General features: G+C 77.2%; 16 protein-coding genes, 3 tRNA genes and 1 pseudogene. 12 read left to right on the top strand and 8 right to left on the bottom strand.

The genetic code is table 11. From position 1 onward, the window contains the following. The first annotated feature begins 12 nt into the window (after positions 1-12). Positions 13-1,896, top strand: a complete 1,884-nt coding sequence (gene menD / locus BLS82_RS04015; RefSeq protein ID WP_092861735.1) for a 2-succinyl-5-enolpyruvyl-6-hydroxy-3-cyclohexene-1-carboxylic-acid synthase — start codon at positions 13-15, stop codon at positions 1,894-1,896. 50 nt (positions 1,897-1,946) lie between these two features. Here menD and BLS82_RS16270 read toward each other — a convergent pair. Continuing rightward, positions 1,947-2,336 (bottom strand): annotated as a pseudogene (locus BLS82_RS16270) (polysaccharide deacetylase family protein); the annotation flags it as partial. Positions 2,337-2,743: 407 nt separating this feature from the next. Beyond that, positions 2,744-4,084, bottom strand: coding sequence for an isochorismate synthase (locus BLS82_RS04005; RefSeq protein ID WP_092861732.1), 1,341 nt, complete (start codon positions 4,082-4,084; stop codon positions 2,744-2,746). Positions 4,085-4,224: 140 nt separating this feature from the next. Here BLS82_RS04005 and BLS82_RS04000 point away from each other — a divergent pair, with 140 nt between their 5' ends. The 4 genes from BLS82_RS04000 (at position 4,225) to BLS82_RS03985 (ending at position 8,866) form a co-directional block, all read left to right on the top strand. Further along, complete coding sequence (locus BLS82_RS04000) at positions 4,225-4,920, top strand: demethylmenaquinone methyltransferase (protein ID WP_092861731.1); 696 nt, start codon at positions 4,225-4,227, stop codon at positions 4,918-4,920. Continuing rightward, positions 4,917-6,236, top strand: coding sequence for a geranylgeranyl reductase family protein (locus BLS82_RS03995; RefSeq protein WP_092861730.1), 1,320 nt, complete (start codon positions 4,917-4,919; stop codon positions 6,234-6,236). Before BLS82_RS04000 ends, BLS82_RS03995 begins: the two co-directional genes overlap by 4 nt. Positions 6,237-6,349: 113 nt before the next feature. After that, positions 6,350-7,387, top strand: a complete 1,038-nt coding sequence (locus BLS82_RS03990) for a polyprenyl synthetase family protein (RefSeq protein WP_218123642.1) — start codon at positions 6,350-6,352, stop codon at positions 7,385-7,387. 24 nt (positions 7,388-7,411) lie between these two features. Next, the gene (locus BLS82_RS03985) at positions 7,412-8,866 is read left to right on the top strand and encodes a GH1 family beta-glucosidase (protein ID WP_092861728.1); all 1,455 of its coding nucleotides are present in this window, start codon (positions 7,412-7,414) and stop codon (positions 8,864-8,866) included. 50 nt (positions 8,867-8,916) lie between these two features. Here the strand turns inward: BLS82_RS03985 and BLS82_RS03980 are convergent, their stop codons facing one another. From BLS82_RS03980 to BLS82_RS03965, 4 genes are all read right to left on the bottom strand, one after another. Continuing rightward, a complete protein-coding gene (locus tag BLS82_RS03980) occupies positions 8,917-10,116 on the bottom strand; it encodes an MFS transporter (RefSeq protein WP_092861726.1) in 1,200 nt (399 codons plus the stop codon). Positions 10,117-10,212: 96 nt separating this feature from the next. Then, positions 10,213-11,163, bottom strand: coding sequence for an EamA family transporter RarD (rarD, locus tag BLS82_RS03975; RefSeq protein ID WP_092861724.1), 951 nt, complete (start codon positions 11,161-11,163; stop codon positions 10,213-10,215). Between the two features lie 16 nt (positions 11,164-11,179). Next, positions 11,180-12,286, bottom strand: a complete 1,107-nt coding sequence (locus tag BLS82_RS03970) for a 2-oxoacid:ferredoxin oxidoreductase subunit beta (RefSeq protein ID WP_092861722.1) — start codon at positions 12,284-12,286, stop codon at positions 11,180-11,182. After that, on the bottom strand, positions 12,283-14,211 hold the full coding sequence (locus BLS82_RS03965; protein ID WP_092861720.1) for a 2-oxoacid:acceptor oxidoreductase subunit alpha: 1,929 nt from the start codon (positions 14,209-14,211) through the stop codon (positions 12,283-12,285). The genes BLS82_RS03970 and BLS82_RS03965 overlap by 4 nt, the downstream gene beginning before the upstream one ends. Before the next feature lie 250 nt (positions 14,212-14,461). On the opposite strand from BLS82_RS03965, the gene htpX reads away from it, so the two are divergent. Continuing rightward, positions 14,462-15,325, top strand: coding sequence for a zinc metalloprotease HtpX (gene htpX, locus BLS82_RS03960; protein ID WP_092861718.1), 864 nt, complete (start codon positions 14,462-14,464; stop codon positions 15,323-15,325). Between the two features lie 219 nt (positions 15,326-15,544). Here the strand turns inward: htpX and BLS82_RS03955 are convergent, their stop codons facing one another. Further along, a complete protein-coding gene (locus tag BLS82_RS03955) occupies positions 15,545-16,342 on the bottom strand; it encodes an alpha/beta hydrolase family protein (protein WP_092861716.1) in 798 nt (265 codons plus the stop codon). A 3-nt stretch (positions 16,343-16,345) separates the two neighbouring features. Continuing rightward, complete coding sequence (locus BLS82_RS03950) at positions 16,346-16,837, bottom strand: YajQ family cyclic di-GMP-binding protein (protein WP_176818912.1); 492 nt, start codon at positions 16,835-16,837, stop codon at positions 16,346-16,348. Positions 16,838-16,914: 77 nt separating this feature from the next. On the opposite strand from BLS82_RS03950, the gene BLS82_RS03945 reads away from it, so the two are divergent. The 6 genes from BLS82_RS03945 to BLS82_RS03920 all read left to right on the top strand — a co-directional run bounded on the left by BLS82_RS03945 (position 16,915) and on the right by BLS82_RS03920 (position 18,551). Next, positions 16,915-16,996 (top strand) — tRNA-Tyr (locus BLS82_RS03945). A 53-nt stretch (positions 16,997-17,049) separates the two neighbouring features. After that, positions 17,050-17,122: transfer RNA gene (locus tag BLS82_RS03940), tRNA-Thr, on the top strand. Positions 17,123-17,163: 41 nt separating this feature from the next. Further along, positions 17,164-17,237, top strand: a tRNA-Met gene (locus BLS82_RS03935). A gap of 146 nt (positions 17,238-17,383) precedes the next feature. Then, positions 17,384-17,554 carry a 50S ribosomal protein L33 gene (rpmG, locus tag BLS82_RS03930; protein WP_092861712.1) on the top strand — a complete coding sequence of 57 codons (171 nt, stop codon included), beginning with the start codon at positions 17,384-17,386 and terminating at the stop codon, positions 17,552-17,554. Positions 17,555-17,649: 95 nt separating this feature from the next. Beyond that, positions 17,650-18,105: an FAS1-like dehydratase domain-containing protein gene (locus BLS82_RS03925; RefSeq protein ID WP_092861710.1), complete on the top strand. Its 456-nt coding sequence runs from the start codon at positions 17,650-17,652 to the stop codon at positions 18,103-18,105. Further along, positions 18,102-18,551 carry a MaoC/PaaZ C-terminal domain-containing protein gene (locus BLS82_RS03920; protein WP_176818911.1) on the top strand — a complete coding sequence of 150 codons (450 nt, stop codon included), beginning with the start codon at positions 18,102-18,104 and terminating at the stop codon, positions 18,549-18,551. The genes BLS82_RS03925 and BLS82_RS03920 overlap by 4 nt, the downstream gene beginning before the upstream one ends. The last annotated feature ends 14 nt before the right edge of the window (positions 18,552-18,565 follow it).

Genomic DNA, 18,565 nt, shown 5'->3' with positions numbered 1-18,565 from the left:
GAGGATGGCCCGGTGAACCCCTCCACCCTGCTGGCGCGCGCGGTGGTCGACGTGCTGGTCGCGGCGGGGGTGCGCGAGGTCGTCCTGTCGCCCGGCTCCCGCTCGGCGCCGCTGGCCTACGCCCTGCACGCCGCGGACGCCGCCGGCCGCCTGCGGCTGCACGTGCGCCACGACGAGCGGGCCGCCGCCTTCACGGCGCTCGGCGCCGGGCGCGCGGGGGTGCCGGCGGCGGTCGTGACGACGTCCGGCACCGCCGTGGCGAACCTGCACCCGGCGGTGCTCGAGGCGTCGGAGGCGGGCGTGCCGCTCCTCGTCCTGTCCGCCGACCGCCCCCACGCGGCGCGCGGCACCTGGGCGAACCAGACCACGGCGCTGCAGGCGGGCCTGTTCGGGGCCGCGGTGCGCACCGCCGCCGACCTGCCGGTGCCCGCGCCGGGCAGCGACCTCGCCGCCGCGGTGCGCGCCTGGCAGGAGGCGGTCGCCGGCGCCGTCCGGGCCGCCGCCGGCAGCGCGGACGGCACCCGCCCGGGCCCGGCGCACCTCGATCTCGCCTTCGACGACCCCCTCGTGCCGGACGACGACCCTCCCCGGTCCGGGGCCTCCGCGGCGACCTCCCCCGAGCGTTCGCGCGAGGGCGCGCCCGGGGCCGCCGACGTGCTGACAGGGCTCGGCAGCGACCCCGGGCGCACGGTGGTCGTCGCCGGCGACGGCGCCGGTCCGCTCGCGCGCGACCTCGCCGAGGCGGCGGGCTGGCCGCTGCTGGCCGAGCCGACGTCCGGGGCCCGCAGCGGGGCGAACGCCGTCCCCGCCTACCGCCTGCTCCTGGCCCGGCCGGACCTCGGGGGCGCCGTGGAGCGGGCGGTCGTGCTGGGCCGGCCCACGCTCTCCCGGCCGGTGGCGCGCCTGCTCGCGCGCGACGACGTCGAGGTGGTGCAGCTCGTGCGGCACCGCCACGACCCGGCTCCGCCGCGCACCGTGCGCCGCGTCGTCCTCCCCCAGCTGGCCGCGGGTCGAGGACCGCACGACCACGACGGGAGTGGTGGTCGGGAAGGGCATGATCGCGGGGGGAGTGCGGGGTGGCTCGCGCGGTGGCGGGCGGCCGGGGCCGCCGCGGGCGCCGCCGTGGACGCCGTCCTCGACGCGGAGGCCGCCGCCGGGCGCCTGAGCGGCCCGTGCGTCGCCCGCGAGCTCGCCGCCGCGCTCGCCCCCGGCGACCAGCTCGTCGCCGCGGCCTCCAACCCCGCGCGCGACCTCGACCTGGCCGCCCGCCCCTGGGCCGGTGCCGCGCCGCGGGCGGTGGCCAACCGCGGCCTGTCGGGCATCGACGGCACGCTCTCCACGGCGTCCGGGCTGGCCCTGGCCACCGGCGCGCCGGTGCGGGTGCTCGTGGGGGACCTCGCGCTCCTGCACGACGCCAACGGCCTGCTGCTGCCGCCCGGCGAGCCGGAGCCGGACCTGCAGGTCGTCGTCGTCAACGACGACGGCGGCGGCATCTTCACGGGCCTCGAGCACGGCGAGCCGGCGCGCTCCGCCACGTTCGAGCGGCTCTTCGGCACACCGCACGGCGCCGACCTCGCAGCGCTCGCCGCCGCCCTCGGCGTCCCGCACGAGCGCGCCGAGGACCTGGCCGGGCTGCGGGAGGCGCTGGCCGCGCCCGTGCGCGGCCGCTCGGTGGTCGAGGTCCGCGTCGACCGGTCGCGGCTGCGCGACCTGCACGCCCGGTTCGCGGACGCCGTCCGGGCGGCGCTCGCGATCCGGCAGCCGCCTCAGGACTCCGCCTCCAGCCGGGCCAGCAGCGTCCCGGCGTCCCAGGTCGGCAGCGGCATGATCCGGCGGATCGTCAGCAGCGGGGAGGTCGGGTCCGAGGGCTCGTCGAGCTGGAAGGCCGCGCGGTAGCCGGCGCTGGTCACGTGCGGCAGGGTCTCCGGCGACCAGGCGCCGAAGGGGTAGGCCAGCAGGTCGACGGGACGGCCGAGGACCTCCGCCAGCTCGGCGGCGGGCTCGTCGAGCTGGCGCTGCCACTCCTCGCCGGAGAGCCGGTCCATGCGCTGGTGGTCCCAGCTGTGGGCCCCGACCGCCATGCCGGCGCGGTCCAGGTCGCGCACCTGGTCGGGGCCGAGCCAGTCCGGCTCGCCCAGCACGACGGTCATCGGGAAGAACGCCCCGGGGAAGCCCAGCCGCTCCAGCACCGGCAGGGCCACCGAGTGGTGGGTGGCGGACCCGTCGTCGAACGTCAGCAGCACGGGCCGCTCCGGGAGGGGAGCGCCCAGCTCGAGGTGGTCCACCACGGCGGCGGCGTCCACCGGCGTGCGCCCGCCGTCGCGCAGGGCCTCCATCTGCGCGGTGAACGCCCTCGGCGGGGTGGTGAGGCTGCGGGTGGCGTCGCTGTCGCCGTCCCGCCACTCACGCAGCTGGTGGTAGCAGAGCACCGGGACGGTGGAGTGGGCCAGCACCTCCTGCGGCGTCCCGGGGGTCGGCGGTGGCGCGGAGGGCGTCGAGCTGGCGCCAGGGCTCTCGACAGGGGTCGAGCCGGCGGGGGTCGAGCCGGCGGGGGTCGAGCCGGCGGGGGTCGAGCCGGGCGCGCCGGCGGGCGCCGAGGGTTCGCCGGCTCCGGCGTCCGGCCCGTCGGTGCACCCGGCCAGCAGGAGGGCGCCGGCGGCGGCCAGGAGGTCGCGCCTGCGCGCCGCAGGGCGCTCCCCGCGTCCGGGCCTGTCGCACGAGCTCACGGTCGGTCCGTCCGGGCTCAGCCGCCGGAGAGCGCGTCGCGCACGGGCACGAGCTTGGCGTCGGACTCGGCCAGCTCCGCCATCGGGTCGGACCCGGCGACCACTCCGCACCCGGCGAACAGCCGCACCCGCCGCGGGTCGGCCGCGTCGACCCGGGCGCAGCGCAGCGCGAGGCCGACCTCCCCGTCCCCGGCCGCGTCCACCCAGCCCACCGGGCCGGCGTAGCGGTCGCGGTCCGTCCCCTCCAGCTCGGCGATGAGCGCGGACGCCGCGGGCGTCGGCGTCCCGCACACCGCGGCCGTGGGGTGCAGCGCCTCGGCGAGCGCCAGCACGGACGGCGCGCCGCCGCCGAGCCCGTCGCCGTCGGGGGCCAGGACGCCGGTGACGTCGCTGGCCAGGTGCATGACGTTGGGCAGGTGCAGCACGTAGGGGGCGTCCGGAGCGGTCGTCGTCGCGCAGTACGGCGCCAGGGCCTGCACGACGGAGCGCACGGCGTACTCGTGCTCCTCCAGGTCCTTGCCGGAGCGCGACAGGGACCCGGCCAGCGCGGCGTCGCGCGCGTCGTCCCCCGTGCGCTGGATCGTGCCGGCCAGGACGCGCGAGTGCACCAGCCCCCGCTCGCGGCGCACGAGCAGCTCGGGCGTGGCCCCGACGAGGCCGTCGACGGCGAAGGACCAGCAGGAGGGGTAGGCCGCGGCCAGGCGTCGCAGGAGCCACCGGACGTCGACCGGGCGCTCCGCGCGCGCCTCCAGGTCGCGGGCGAGCACGACCTTCTCCAGCGCCCCGGCCTGGATGCGGCGGACCGCGGCGGTGACCACCGCGGCGAAGCGCGGGCCGGACAGCGCGCCGTCCGCGAAGGCGATCTGGCCGGGGCTCGGCGGGTCGGCGACGTCCGGCAGCGCTCGTGGAGGCGCCGGAGCGGTGCCGGTCGTCGTCAGCCACCACGTGCCGGCGCGGTGCCCGAGGACCACCGCGGGGACCACGAGGACGCCCCCGGCGGGGGAGTCGTCGGCGAAGGACAGGGAGGTGAACGCCACCGGCCCGGAGCCGGGCAGCCCGACCTCGTCGTGCACGACCGCGTCGGCGACCAGCGCGCGCCAGGCGGCGTCGGCGTCGGCGAAGCGGCCCGCCCCGCCGACCCGCACCCGCGCGGCCTCGCCCCAGCCGACGAGGCCCTCGCCGCGGCGCACCCACGCCAGCGGGGCGCCGGGGGTCGCGGCGTCCCCGGGCAGGTGGTCCAGCAGCGCCCCGGCGTCCGGCACCGGCACCGTGGTGGCGCGCAGGGCGGTGCTGACGCCACCGCCGTCGGCAGGACCGACCCCGGGGCGGACCTGCGGCTGGGCTGCGGCGGTCGTCATCGCTGGTCAGCGTAGGTCGTCCCGCGTCCTCGGCGGCGGGGCGGTGGGCCGTCAGGACGACGGCGGCCCCCGGGTCGTCGCGGTGCTGACACATCGACGCGCCGCCAGCGCTGTGCCGGGCCGGTGCGAGGATGAGGGCCGTGACCCGCGCCGACCTCGCCAAGGCCCCGTCCGAGGTGGCGGCGATGTTCGACGGCGTGGCGCGCCGCTACGACCGCACCAACACCGCGCTGTCCCTGGGGCGCGACCGGGCCTGGCGGCGCGCCACCGCCCGCGCTCTCGACCTGCGCCCCGGGGAGCGGGTGCTGGATCTGGCCGCGGGCACCGGCACGAGCACCGAGCCGCTCGCCCGCTCCGGAGCGCGGGCGGTGGCGTGCGACTTCTCCCTCGGCATGCTCGCCGTCGGCGCCCGGCGCCGTCCGGACCTGCCCTTCGTGGCCGGGGACGGCACCCGCCTGCCCTTTGCCGACGCCTCCTTCGACGCGGTGACGACCTCCTTCGGGCTGCGCAACGTCGTCGACCCGCGCGCGGCGCTCGCCGAGCTGCGGCGCGTGACGCGCCCGGGCGGGCGCCTGGTGGTGTGCGAGTTCTCCCGCCCCGCGCGGGCGCCGTTCCGCACCGCCTACACCGAGTACCTCGTGCGGGCGCTGCCGGCCGTCGCCCGGCGGGTCTCGAGCAACCCCGACGCCTACGCCTACCTGGCCGAGTCGATCCGGGCCTGGCCCGACCAGCGGACCCTCGCCGGGTGGCTCGCGGACGCCGGGTGGGGCGACGTCGCGTGGCGCGACCTGACCGGCGGGATCGTCGCGCTGCACCGCGCGGTGCGCCCCGCGTGAGCGCGCGGGACGGCGCAGGGGACGGCGCGGCGCGCGAGGGCGAGCGCGTCGACGCGATCGTCGTCGGCGCGGGCCCGGCCGGCTCCTCCGCCGCCCGCCACCTGGCGCGCGCGGGCCTGGACGTGCTGCTGCTGGAGAAGGGCGGCTTCCCGCGCGACAAGGTCTGCGGCGACGGGCTGACCCCCCGGGCGGTGCGGGAGCTGGCCGCCCTCGGCGTGCCCACCGACGGCGAGGGCTGGCAGCGCACGCGCGGCCTGCGCCTGGTCGGCGGCGGGCGCGCGCACGAGATCCCCTGGCCGGAGCTGTCGAGCTTCCCCTCCTACGGCCTCGTGCGCTCCCGCTCCGACTTCGACGCCCTCCTCGCCCGCCACGCGGTCGCCGGCGGCGCGCGCCTGCTCGAGCGCACGGCGGCGAGCGCGCCGGTGCTCGACGACGCCACCGGCCGCGTCGTCGGCGTGCGCGCCCGCGCCGTCGACGACGCGGGGCGGCGCGCCGGGCCGGACGTCGTCCACCGGGCCCCGGTGGTGCTCGCCGCGGACGGCGTCTCCGCGCGCCTGGCGACGGCCCTCGGCATCGCGCGGCGCACCGACCGGCCCCTGGGCACCGGGGTGCGCGCCTACTTCGCCACGCCGCGCTCGGGCGACCCGTGGATGGAGAGCTGGCTGGAGCTGTGGGACGGCGAGCCGCGCCGCTCGCGCCTGCTGCCCGGGTACGGGTGGATCTTCGGCCTGGGGAACGGGACGGCGAACGCGGGCCTCGGGGTGGTCGACACCTCGCGCGGGCCGGGCCCGGGCGGGCTGCGGGCGCTGCTGCGCGCCTGGCTGGCGACGCTGCCGCCGCAGTGGCAGCTCGACGAGGCCCACCAGGTGGGCGAGGTGCGCAGCGCGGCCCTGCCCATGGGCTTCAACCGCACCCCCCACGCCAGCCGCGGGATGCTGCTGCTCGGGGACGCCGGCGGCATGGTCAACCCCTTCAACGGCGAGGGGATCGAGTACGCCATGCACTCCGGGCGCCTGGCCGCGGAGGTCACCGCCGCCGCCCTGCGCGCCCCGGGCGCCGACGCGCGCGAGCGGGCGCTGCAGGCCTACCCGCAGGCCCTGCGCGCCGAGCTCGGCGGGTACTTCACCCTCGGCCGCGCGTTCGCGCGCCTGATCTCCCAGCCGCCGGTGATGGCCGCCGCCGTCCGGTACGGCCTGCCGCGCCCGGTGGTGATGCGCGTGGTCGTCAAGCTGCTCGCCAACCTCGCCGAGCCGGTCGGCGGCGACGCCGCCGACCGGCTCGTCACCGCCCTCAGCCGCCTCGCTCCGGCGCGCTGAGCGGCGCCGACGCGCGCGGCCGCACGGAGCCTCCGCTCGCGCGACCCGCACCATCCCGGCCCCCCGGCCGCCGGGGGCTGGCCTACGCTGGCGGTGTGGTGGCAGGAGCGGCGGTGTCCCCGGCGCCGTCGTCGGTCCCCGGCGGACCCGCGCGCGGGTCCGCGGGTCTGCCCGCCGTCGACCCGGCGCTGACCGAGACCATCAGCCGCGACCTCGACGACGTCGAGGAGCGCCTGCTCGCCGCCGTCGCGCACGCGGACGAGCTCGCCGACGCCACCTCGAGGCACCTGGTGGTGGCGGGCGGCAAGCGCGTGCGGCCCATGCTCACCCTGCTCTGCGCGCAGCTGGGCGACGGCACCGGCCCGCAGGTGCTCACGGCCGCCGTCGCGGTGGAGCTGACCCACCTGGCGAGCCTGTACCACGACGACGTCATGGACTCCGCCGCCGTGCGCCGCGGCGCGCCGTCCGCCCACGCCCTGTGGGGCAACGACATCGCGATCCTCACCGGCGACCTGCTCTTCGCGCGCGCCTCCCGGCTCGTCGCCGACCTCGGGCCCGACGCCGTCCGGCTGCAGGCGGAGACGTTCGAGCGGCTGTGCCTGGGCCAGATGCACGAGACCACCGGGCCGCGCCCGGGCGAGGACGCGGTGGCCCACCACCTGCAGGTCCTCGCGGACAAGACCGGCTCCCTCATCGCGACCTCCGCGCGCTACGGGGCCGGGCTGGCCGGCTGCGGGCGCGACGTCGTCGACGTGGTCGCGGCCTACGGCGAGCGGGTGGGCGTGGCCTTCCAGCTCGCCGACGACGTGCTCGACCTCGCCGAGACCACGCAGCAGACCGGCAAGACCCCGGGCACGGACCTGCGCGAGGGCGTGGCCACCCTGCCGGTGCTCCTGGCGCGCCAGCGCGCCGCGGGCGGGGACGCGCAGGCCCGCGACCTCGTCGAGGTCCTCGACGGCGACCTGAGCGGCGACGACGCCCTGGCCGCCGCCGTGCAGGCGCTGCGCGCGTCGTCCGTGACGGAGCAGGCGCAGGCGCAGGCGCGCCAGTGGGGCGAGGACGCCGTCGCCGCCCTGGACCCCCTGCCCGCGGGCGCGGTCAAGGACGCGCTCGTCGCGTTCGCGCGCGGCGTCACCGACCGCAGCAGCTGAGGCGAGAGGCGAGGACACCCACGCATGAGCCCGACGCAGGAGACCGCCGGCCCGTCCGCACCCGCCCTGGCCTTCCCGGCCGGGTTCGTGTGGGGCACGGCGACCGCCTCGTACCAGATCGAGGGCGCGGTGGCCGAGGACGGCCGCACGCCGTCCATCTGGGACGTCTTCAGCCACACCCCCGGCAGGGTGGCGGGCGGAGACACGGGGGACGTCGCCGACGACCACTACCACCGCTACCGCGAGGACGTCGCGATCATGCGGGAGCTGGGCGTCGGCTCCTACCGCTTCTCGGTCGCCTGGCCGCGGATCACCCCGCAGGTGGGCCCGAGCGCGCTGGGCCCGGTCAACGAGGCCGGCGTCGACTTCTACTCCCGCCTGGTCGACGAGCTGCTCGCCGCCGGCATCACCCCCGCCGCCACGCTGTACCACTGGGACCTGCCGCAGGCCCTCGAGGACGCCGGAGGCTGGACGGACCGCGCCACCGCCGAGCGCTTCGCCGAGTACGCCGAGGTCGTCGCGAGCCGGCTGGGCGACCGGATCGGCACGTTCATCACGCTCAACGAGCCCTGGTGCTCCGCCTACCTCGGCTACGCCAGCGGCGTCCACGCGCCCGGGCGCACCGAGCCGGCGTCCGCCCTGGCCGCCGTGCACCACCTCAACCTCGCCCACGGGCTGGCCACCGCGGCGGTGCGCCGCGCGGCGCCGCAGGCCCGGGTGGCCCTGACGCTGAACCTGGCGTGGGTGCGCCCGGCCAGCGGCTCGGAGGCGGACGCCGCGGCCGCCCGCCGCGTCGACGGCCTGCAGAACCGCGTCTTCCTCGACCCGACGACGCGCGGGTCCTACCCGGCCGACGTGCTGGAGGACACCGCCTCCGTCACCGACTGGTCCTTCGTCCAGGACGGCGACCTGGAGCTGGTCCACCAGCCGGTCGACGCGCTCGGGCTGAACTACTACAGCCCCACGCTGGTGCGGGCGTGGGACGGCACCTCCCCGCGGGACGAGTCCGACGGGCACGGGGACGGCGCGGCGAGCGCCTGGCCGGCGTGCGAGGACGTCGAGTTCCCCCGGCAGCCGGGCCCGTACACCGACATGGGCTGGAGCATCGACCCCCGCGGTCTGCACCAGCTCCTCGTGCGCCTGGCGCGCGAGCTCCCCGAGGTCGACCTGTACGTGACGGAGAACGGCGCGGCCTGTCCCGACGTCGTCTCCGAGGACGGCGCGGTGCACGACGACGACCGGATCGCCTACCTGCAGCAGCACCTGGCCGCGGTGCACCAGGCGATCGAGGACGGCGCTCGGGTGCGCGGCTACTACCTGTGGTCGCTGCTGGACAACTTCGAGTGGGCGTACGGGTACTCCAAGCGCTTCGGCATCGTGCACGTGGACTACGCCACCCAGCGGCGCACCGTCAAGGACAGCGGGCGCTGGTACGCCGGGGTCGTCGCCCGCGGCGGGCTCGACGCGTCGCAGCCCTGAGCCGGCGGCCCGGGCCGAGCGCTGCGGGTCGGTCGGCGCCGCCCGCCCGCTCAGGCGACCACCGCGGAGCGCCCGGCCCGCAGCCCCGCGGCGGCGTTGACCACCGCCACGGCCACCAGCACCAGCAGCGGCGCCGTCCAGCCGCCCGTGGCCTCGCCCAGGGCCCCGGCCAGCAGCGGCCCGGCGGCCGCGACGAGGTAGCCGGCCGTCTGCGCCATGGCCGACAGGGACGCCGCGCCCGGGGCGTCGGCGCTGCGCAGCGCCACGAGCGTCAGCGCCAGCGTGAAGGACAGGCCCGCGCCCGCACCGGCGCAGCAGACCCACACCGGCGCCAAGGAGGGCAGCAGCGCGAGCCCGCCGAACCCGGTCGCGCTGAGCAGGGCGGCACCCGCCGCGACCGCTCGCTGGTCCGGTGAGCGCCGCACGAGCAGGGGCACGAGCAGCCCGGCGACGAGGCCGACGAGCTGGTAGAGCAGCAGCAGCAGGCCTGCACCGCGAGCGCTGGTGCCGGCGTCCGCGGCGATCGTCGGCAGCCAGGCGACCATCGTGTAGAAGCCGAGGGACTGCAGGGCCAGGTAGGTCGTGACGGCCCAGGCCAGCGGCGACCCCCACGGCAGGCGGCGGGCCGCGGGAGCCGCCGCGCCCGCGGCCCGGCGGGCGCGGCGCTCGCGGCGGGCGCGCAGCGCGGTCGGCAGCCACAGCGCCGCTCCCAGCACCGCGAGCGCGGACCAGCAGCCCAGGGCGGTGCGCCAGCCGCTGCGCGAGGCCTCGGCCACGGGCACGGCCAGCCCGGAGGCCAGCGCGGCGACGAGGGTCATCGTGGCGACGTACCAGGACGTCACGGCGCTGACCCGCTGCGGCAGCGCGCCCACCACGACCACCGGCAGCAGCACGTTGGCCGCGGCGATGCCGCCGGCCAGCACCACCGTGCCGGCGAACAGGGCCGTGCTCCCTCCGCCCGAGCGCAGCAGGGTGCCGGCCAGCAGCACCGCCAGCGCCACCAGCACCGTGCGCTCGGCCCCGAGCCCGCGCGCGATCCGGGGCACCAGCGGGGACGTCGCGGCGAAGGCGAGCAGCGGCAGGGCCGACAGCCAGCCCGCGGCCGTGGCCGACAGCCCCAGGTCCGCGCGCAGCGCGGGCAGCACCGGGCCCACGCTCGTCAGCGCGGGGCGCAGGTTGGCCGCGACGAGCAGCACGCCGACGACGACGAGGGCCGCGCTGCGGCGGTCGGGGGCGCCGGTGCGGTGCACGCCCCATCGTCGCAGGGGACGGCGGCGCGGACGCCTCCACCAGGTGCCGGTCCTCGGAGCGTCGCCGAGGGGCGCTCCGGAGGCGTTCGGACACGATCACCGCGTGCCCGACGGGAGCCGCGCCGGCCCCGGCGCGGCGGGCGCGGCGCGCCGGCCGGCGCCGAGGAGGTCGGCGGTGAGCACGGCCAGGGCGGCCCACACGAACGCGAACCCGACCCAGCGCGAGGGCGGCACGTGCTCGCCGAGCACGAGCACCCCCAGGGCCAGCTGGAGCACCGGGGTGACGTACTGCAGCAGGCCCGTGGTCGTCAGCGGCACGCGCCGCGCGGCGGCGGCGAACAGCAGCAGCGGCACGGCGGTGACGACACCGGCGCTGGCCAGCAGCAGCGGGTGCGCGGGCGCGTCGAGCGCGAAGGTGCCGCGTCCGCTGCCCTCCAGCCACGCCAGGAAGGCCAGGGCCGCCGGTGCGAGCAGCAGGGTCTCCGCGGTCAGCGAGGTCAGCGCTCCCAGCCCCGCCCCGAGCCGCGTCTTCGCCAGGCCGTAGCCGCCGAAGCTCAGCGCGAGCACGACCGCGATCCACGGGGGGCGCCCGTGGTCGACCGTCAGGACGACGACGCCCGCGGCGCCGATCGCGACGGCGACCCGCTGCAGGCGGCGCAGCCGCTCGCCGAGCACGAGGACGGCCAGCGCCACCGTCACCAGCGGGTTGACGAAGTACCCCAGGGACGCCTCGACCACGTGGCCGGAGGTGGTGGCGTAGATGTAGACGCCCCAGTTGACGGCGATCAGCCCCGCCGCCACCGCGAGCAGGCCGACCTGGCGGGGGGAGCGGGCCAGCGCCAGCACCGGCCGCCACCCGCCGGCCCGCCACGCCGGCACCGCCGAGGCGGCGGTGAGCGCGAGGGCGCACACCGCCAGGGACCACACCACCCGGTGGGCCAGAACCTCCAGCGAGCCCGCCGGCGCCAGCAGGGGGAAGTACAGCGGGAAGGCGCCCCACAGGACGTAGGCGCCCAGGCCGAACGCGACGCCGGCGCGCGAGCTCACCGGCGCCGGCCCGGCCTCACCCGACCGTCCAGGTGTCGGCCCCCGAGAGCAGGGCCGCGAGGTCGTCGTCGGTGGCGCGGCCGCCGACGGCCTCGCGCGCCGCGGCCAGCTGCTCGCGGGCCAGGTCGTCGTACGCCGGCCGCGCCACCGAGCGGAAGACGCCGACGGGCACGTGCGCCATCGTCACGTCGTCCAGGCGCGAGAGGGCGAAGGCGAGCGAGGGGTCGGGCGCGTGCGCGTCGTGGACGACGACCTCGCGGCCGTCGGCGCTGGAGTCGACCTCGCCGGCGTCGACGACCTCGACGCCGAAGCCGGACGCCGAGCGCACCACGACCTTCTCCGCGCCCTCGGCGCCGAAGCGCACGGGCTGCCCGTGCTCCAGGCGCACCAGGCGGGCCTGGGACTCGTCCCGGTCCTTGAGCACGTCGAACGCGCCGTCGTTGAAGATCGGGCAGTTCTGGTAGATCTCCACCAGCGAGGTGCCGCGGTGCTCCGCCGCCGCGCGCAGCACCGACGTCAGGTGCTTGCGGTCGGAGTCCAGGGTGCGGGCCACGAACGTCGCCTCGGCGCCCAGCGCCAGGGAGACCGGGTTGAACGGCGCGTCGAGGGAGCCGGCCGGGGTCGACTTGGTGACCTTGCCGACCTCGGAGGTGGGGGAGTACTGGCCCTTGGTCAGCCCGTAGATCCGGTTGTTGAACAGCAGGATCGTCAGGTTCACGTTGCGCCGCATCGCGTGGACGAGGTGGTTGCCGCCGATGGACAGCGCGTCGCCGTCCCCGGTGACCACCCACACCGACAGGTCCTCGCGGGAGGTCGCCAGGCCGGTGGCGATGGCCGGCGCGCGCCCGTGGATCGAGTGCATGCCGTACGTGTCGAGGTAGTACGGGAAGCGCGAGGAGCACCCGATGCCGGAGATGAAGACGATGTTCTCCCGGCGCAGGCCCAGGTCGGGCAGGAAGCCCTGCACGGCGGCGAGGATCGCGTAGTCCCCGCAGCCGGGGCACCAGCGCACCTCCGAGCCGGAGGTGAAGTCCTTCTTGCCGAGCGCCTCGCCGTCGGGCAGGGCGGGCACGCCGTCCGTGCCGGTGCGCAGCGAGGGCAGGCCGAGGTTCAGGGCGGTCACGAGAGCAGCTCCTGCGGGACGTCGGTGCGGGACGGCGCCGACTGCTCGACCAGGGCGGTGATCGCCTCGGCCAGCTCGGCGGCGGGGAAGGGCAGGCCGCGCACGCGGCTGTGGGAGACGACGTCCACGAGGTAGCGCGCGCGCAGCAGCATCGCGAGCTGGCCGAGGTTCATCTCCGGCACCAGCACGCGGTCGTAGCGGCGCAGGACGTCGCCGAGGTTCCCGGGGAAGGGGTTGAGGTGGCGCAGGTGCGCCGAGGCGACCCGCAGGCCGGCGCGGCGCACCTGGCGGACGGCGGCCGCGATCGGCCCGTGGGTCGAGCCCCAGCCGAGCACGAGCACGCGCGCGCCCTCGCCGTCGTCGCCGAGCGGGTCGTCGACCTCGACGTCGGGCACGGCGACGCCGTCCACCTTCGCCTGGCGCAGCGCGACCATGCGCTCGTGGTTGTCGGGGTCGTAGGAGATCTCGCCCGTGACGTCGGCCTTCTCGACGCCGCCGACGCGGTGCTCCAGGCCGGGCGTGCCGGGCACGGCCCACGGGCGGGCCAGGGTCTCCGGGTCGCGCCGGTAGGGCTGGAACGCCCCGGCGCCGCCCTCGGCGGGCCCCTCCCCGGCGCCCCCGGTGTCGGCGGGGGAGGCGAAGTCGGGGTCGACCGCCGGCAGGTCCGCGACCGCCGGCACCTTCCACGGCTCGGAGCCGTTGGCGAGGTAGCCGTCGGAGAGCAGCAGCACCGGGGTGCGGTAGGTGACGGCGACGCGGACGGCGTCCATCGCCACGGCGAAGCAGTCGGCGGGCGTGGCGGGCGCCAGCACGGGCACGGGCGACTCCCCGTTGCGCCCGTGCAGGGCCTGCAGCAGGTCGGCCTGCTCGGTCTTGGTCGGCAGGCCCGTCGACGGGCCGCCGCGCTGGACGTCGACGACGACGAGCGGCAGCTCCAGGGAGACGGCGAGGCCGATCGTCTCCTGCTTCAGGGCCAGGCCCGGCCCGGACGTCGTCGTCACCCCCAGCGCGCCGCCGAAGGAGGCGCCGAGCGCGGCCCCCACGCCGGCGATCTCGTCCTCGGCCTGGATCGTCGTCACGCCGAAGCGCTTCAGGCCCGAGAGTGTGTGCAGGATGTCGCTGGCCGGGGTGATCGGGTACGAGCCCAGCACCAGCGGCAGGCCCGAGCGGTGTGCCGCGGCGACGAGGCCGTGCGCGAGCGCGGTGTTGCCCGTGATGTTGCGGTAGGTGCCGCGCTCGGCCGGGGCCGCCGGGACGGTGTAGCGCACGGCGAAGGCCTCGGTGGTCTCCCCGTAGGCCCACCCGGCGCGGAAGGCGCGCAGGTTCGCCTCGAGCACCTGGGCGCGGCGGGCGAACTTCGCCGTCAGGAAGCGCTCGGTCGCCTCGGTGGGGCGGTCGTAGAGCCACGAGAGCAGGCCGAGGGCGAACATGTTCTTCGCCCGCTCGGCCTCCTTGCGCGACAGCTGCAGGTCCGAGAGCGCCTGCACGGTCATCGAGGTCATGGGCAGCGCGTGCACCTGGTGGGAGTCCAGGCTGCCGTCGTCCAGCGGGCTGGTGCCGTAGCCGACCTTGGCGAGGTTGCGCTTGGTGAACTCGTCGGTGTCGATGATCACCGTGCCGCCGCGGGGCACCTCGCCCAGGTTCGCCCTCAGGGCCGCCGGGTTCATCGCCACGAGCACGTCGGGTGCGTCGCCGGGGGTGGTGATGTCGTGGTCGGCGAAGTGCAGCTGGAAGCTGGAGACGCCCGGCAGCGTGCCGGCGGGGGCGCGGATCTCGGCCGGGAAGTTAGGCAGCGTGGCGAGGTCGTTGCCGAGGGTCGCGGTCTCGGCGGTGAAGCGGTCACCGGTCAGCTGCATGCCGTCGCCGGAGTCGCCGGCGAACCGGATGACGACGCGCGCCAGCTGCTGGACCTGCTTGCTGCTCATGCTGCGGTCAACGTCCTGTCCGCGAGGGGGATGCCCGTCCGGGCGCTCCGATCGTAGGTGACCCTCACCACGCCGCCCTGGTCGCGCGAGGTCCCGTCGGGAACGTGACAGCCCGCGGGGCGGGAGCGTGACACCCCCCGGGGCGGGAACGTGACAGCCGCCCGCGGCGAGGGCGTGACAGCCGCTCGCGGCGGGAACGTGGGGCACCGCCTCGGCGTTGGGGTCAAGGAACGGTCAAGAAGGGACCTCGATGCACCGCCACTACAACGGCGCCAAGACCGCGATGCTCTTCGCCCTGCTCGGGGCAGTCGTGCTCGGCGCCAGCTACCTCCTCTTCGGGCAGAGCACGGGAGCGCTGACCATCGGCCTGGTCCTCTCGCTGCTCATCACCGGCATCTCGTACTGGAACAGCGACAAGCTCGCCATCCGCGCCATGCGCGCGCGGCCGGTGACCGAGTACGAGCAGCCGGTGATGCACCGCATCGTGCGGGAGCTGTCGGAGCGCGCCGGCCAGCCGATGCCGCGCCTGTACGTCTCGCCGACCGCGGCCCCCAACGCGTTCGCCACCGGCCGCAACCCCGCCAACGCCGCGGTGTGCTGCACCGAGGGGATCCTGCAGATCCTCGACGAGCGCGAGCTGCGGGGCGTGCTCGGGCACGAGCTCATGCACGTGTACAACCGCGACATCCTCACGTCCTCGATCGCGGCGGCGCTGGCCAGCGCCATCACCTACCTCGCCTACATGGCGATGTTCTTCGGCGGCGACCGCGAGAACCGCAACCCGTTCGCGGGGATGCTCGTGCTGGTCCTCGGCCCGATCGCGGCCGGCGTGGTGCAGATGGCCATCTCCCGCACGCGCGAGTACGACGCCGACGAGGACGGGGCCCGGCTGACCGGCGACCCGCTCGCCCTCGCCTCGGCGCTGCGCAAGCTGGAGATGGGGGTGCGGGCCCGCCCGCTGGCTCCCGAGCGCCAGCTGGTCTCCGCCAGCCACATGATGATCGCCAACCCGTTCCGGTCCGGCGACGTGCAGCGGTTCTTCTCCACGCACCCGCCGATGCCGGAGCGCATCGCCCGCCTCGAGGCGATGGCCACCGGCTACCGCGGCTACTGACCGGCCCACCGCGGCTGCTGACGGGCCTCGCCCCGGCGAGCGGTCCGGCGACCGAGCGCCCCCGTGCTCACCTCGGCTGAGCACGGGGGCGCCCGGTGCTCGTAGGACGGGCACGGGGGCGCCCCGTGCTCAGCAGGCCGCGCCGCAGCACGTCGGGTCAGGACGCCGGGCGAGCGGGGCGCGCCGGGCGAGCGGGGCGCGCCGGGCGAGCGGGGCGCCTCAGGTCGGGGGCAGGACGGCGTCCAGCCAGGCGCGGGTCAGCGCCCAGCAGCGCGAGGCCGGGTCCAGGTGCGCGAAGTGGTCCTCGCCGGGGACGACCTCGAGCACCGCGTCGTCCCCGGCGGCGCGGGCGGCCGCGGCGAGGCGCTGCGACATCGACGGCGGCACGAGGTCGTCGTCCTCGCCCGTGACCACGAGCAGCGGCACGCCCAGGGGCAGCAGCCGGGAGGGGTCGGCCGCGGCGTAGCGCTCGGGCACCTGCTGCGGGCCGCCGCCCAGCAGGGACGCGACCGCGCCGTCACCGAGCCCCAGCCGGTGCGCGGCGACCAGGTCGGCCACGGCGGCCTGCGCCACCACGGCCGCCGGGCGCACCTGCGGCGAGCCGGTCGCCGCCGCGCCGGGCGCTCCCTGCGGCAGCCGGTCGCGCGCGGCGGCCCACAGCGCCAGCTGGCCGCCCGCGGAGTGCCCGGCGGAGGCCACCCGGTCCAGCGGCAGGCCGTGCTCGCGCGCGGCGGGACCGAGCGCGTCGACCGCGGCGGCGACGTCCGCCAGCGTCGCCGGCCACCCGCCGCCGTCCCCGACGGCGCGGTAGTCCGCGTTCCACACCGCCCAGCCGCCGGCGACGAGGTCGACGGCCAGCTGCTCCTGCAGGTCGCGGTCGTACCCGGCCTGCCAGTAGCCGCCGTGCACGAGCACCGCGACCCGCGAGGCCTCGCCGGAGGGCAGCCACAGGTCCGCCACCTGCGCCGGCGCGTCGCCGTAGGGCGTGCTGCGCCGGCTGGCGCGGCGGGCCGCCACGGCTCAGCGGTAGTTGACGAACTGCAGGGCGACGTCGAGGTCGGAGCCCTTGAGCAGCGCGATGACGGCCTGCAGGTCGTCGCGGCTCTTGGCGCTCACGCGCATCTCGTCCCCGGTGACCTGGGTCTTGACGCCCTTCGGCCCCGAGTCGCGGATGATCTTGCCGATCTTCTTCGCGTCCTCCTGCGAGAGGCCCTCCTTGAGCGAGGCCTCCAGGCGGTACTCCCGCCCGGACGGGCGCGGCTCGCCGGTGTCGAGGGCCTTCAGGGAGACGCCGCGGCGGATGAGCTTGGTCTGCAGGACGTCGAGCACCGCGTTGACGCGGTCCTCGCTGTCGGCGGTCATCACGATGCCCTGCCCGCTCCAGGCGACCGAGGCGCCCGTGCCCTTGAAGTCGTAGCGCTGGGAGATCTCCTTGGCGGCCTGGTTGACGGCGTTGTCGACCTCCTGGCGGTCGACCTTGCTGACGACGTCGAACGACGACTCGCTGGCCACGCTGGTCCTCCGGTTCGTGCGGCTCGTCGGGCGGCCCGGTCCGCCCGTCGCCCGGCGGTTGCTATCCTCGCTCCCGCGGCAGGTTGCCCGAGCGGCCAAAGGGAGCTGACTGTAAATCAGCCGGCACAGCCTACGCAGGTTCGAATCCTGCACCTGCCACAGCGCGGCGGTCCTGCACGGCCCCTTCCGGGCCGTGTAGGCTGCCCCGCGCCGCCCCGATAGCTCAGTCGGCAGAGCGTCTCCATGGTAAGGAGAAGGTCTAGGGTTCGATTCCCTATCGGGGCTCTGGATCCGGTGCGGCCGCTCCGGCGGCCGCACCGGCACCCGGCGGGGTAGCTCAGGTGGTTAGAGCAAACGGCTCATAATCGTTGTGTCGCGGGTTCGAGTCCCGCCCCCGCTACCGGGCCACCGGGCCGGCGCCGTGCGTGCCCGCCCCGTCCTGCGCGAGCGCGTAGGATGGCGCGCCGGCGCCCGGCGCGCCGCAGCGGCCCTCCACCGGTCCGCGCACCCCCGTCGACGCACCAGAGCACGAGAGAAGGCACCGCCGTGGCCAGCAAGACCGCCGACGTCCGGCCGAAGATCACCCTGGCCTGCACGGAGTGCAAGGAGCGCAACTACATCACCCGGAAGAACCGGCGCAACGACCCGGACCGCCTGGAGATGAAGAAGTTCTGCCCGCGCGACCAGCGCCACACCGTGCACCGCGAGACCCGCTGAGGCGAGGTCCGCGGCGCTCCCGGCGCGCGTCCCGCAGCGGCCGTCCCCCACGGGGCGGCCGCTGCGCCGTCCCAGCCCACCCCGCAGGAGGCACCGTGGCCGTCGACCCCGCGATCCTCGGGCGCACCTACCCGCCGGACGACGTGTACGAGGTCGGGCGGGAGGTGCTGCGCGCCTTCGCGGAGGCCACGGCCGCCGGCCGCCCGGTGCACCCGGCGCACGTCGACCCCCGCGCCGCCCGCGAGCTGGGCCACCCGGACGTCGTCGCCCCGCCGACGTTCGCCGTCGTCGTCGCCCAGCGCAGCGAGGCGCGCCTCGTGCGCGACCCCGCCGCCGGCATCGACCTCAGCCGCGTCGTGCACGGCGAGCAGCGCTTCACCCACCACCGGCCGATCGTCGCCGGCGACCGCCTCGTGGCGGCGCTGCACGTGGACGGCGTGCGGAGCATGGGAGGCAACGACCTGGTGACCATGCGCAGCGAGATCACCGCCGAGGACGGCGAGCCCGTGTGCACGGCCACCTCGATGCTCGTCGTGCGGGGCGCCGCGTGAGCGCGGCCTCGCCCGTCCCCGAGGACCGGCCGCGCCTGGCCGACCTCGCCGTCGGGCAGCAGGTCGGCACCCTCAGCATCGCCCTCGTGCGCGCGGACCTCGTGCGCTACGCCGGTGCCAGCGGCGACCTCAACCCCATCCACTGGGACGAGCGGACGGCGGCCGCGGCCGGCCTGCCGGACGTGATCGCCCACGGCATGCTCACGATGGCCGGCGCCGTGCGGCTCGTCGTCGACTGGTGCGGCGACCCGGCCGCGGTGCTCGACTACGGGGTGCGCTTCACCGGCCTGGTGCCCGTGCCCGCCGAGGGCGCCGCGGTCGTGGACGTCACGGGCACCGTGGCAGCGCTGGACCCCGAGGCGGGCACGGCGCGCATCGACCTCGCGGCGCGCTGCGGGGGCTCGGCGGTCCTCGGCCGCGCCCGAGCGGTGGTCCGCCTGCCCTGACGCGGCTGCTGCCG

The organism is Quadrisphaera sp. DSM 44207 (assembly GCF_900101335.1).
Taxonomy (GTDB): Bacteria; Actinomycetota; Actinomycetes; order Actinomycetales; family Quadrisphaeraceae; genus DSM-44207.
This window is presented reverse-complemented; position numbering and strand designations above follow the sequence as displayed.